Here is a 384-nt window from a genome sequence, read left to right as displayed (position 1 = left end):
TTATATCAACGGGAAGTAGCTCAGCTTGGTAGAGCACTTGGTTTGGGACCAAGGGGTCGCAGGTTCGAATCCTGTCTTCCCGATAGATAATAATTTTCACACGGGGCCTTAGCTCAGCTGGGAGAGCGCCTGCTTTGCACGCAGGAGGTCAGCGGTTCGATCCCGCTAGGCTCCATTTCATTTGAATAATGAATATCTTTTTTCGCGGTGTAGCTCAGCTGGCTAGAGCGTCCGGTTCATACCCGGGAGGTCGGGGGTTCGATCCCCTCCGCCGCGATTTTTAAAGAGCCTGGACCTTTAGCTCAGTTGGTTAGAGCAGACGGCTCATAACCGTCCGGTCGTAGGTTCGAGTCCTACAAGGTCCATAGTGACGTTGTAAGTTCC

The 384-nt window shown here is 52.6% G+C and carries 4 tRNA genes; all 4 read left to right on the top strand.

The features are described from left to right. Positions 1 to 9 precede the first annotated feature (9 nt). The 4 genes from AB3I42_RS14070 to AB3I42_RS14055 all read left to right on the top strand — a co-directional run bounded on the left by AB3I42_RS14070 (position 10) and on the right by AB3I42_RS14055 (position 365). Positions 10 to 83, top strand: a tRNA-Pro gene (locus AB3I42_RS14070). A 19-nt stretch (positions 84 to 102) separates the two neighbouring features. Continuing rightward, positions 103 to 175 (top strand) — tRNA-Ala (locus tag AB3I42_RS14065). A gap of 28 nt (positions 176 to 203) precedes the next feature. After that, positions 204 to 277, top strand: a tRNA-Met gene (locus tag AB3I42_RS14060). A gap of 14 nt (positions 278 to 291) precedes the next feature. Continuing rightward, positions 292 to 365, top strand: a tRNA-Ile gene (locus AB3I42_RS14055). Positions 366 to 384 lie beyond the last annotated feature (19 nt).

This window comes from Enterococcus sp. C53 (assembly GCF_040887425.1).
GTDB classification, from domain to species: domain Bacteria; phylum Bacillota; class Bacilli; order Lactobacillales; family Enterococcaceae; genus Enterococcus_B; species Enterococcus_B hirae.
Note: the sequence above shows the minus strand (reverse complement) of the source record. Positions and strands in the feature narration are given on the sequence as shown.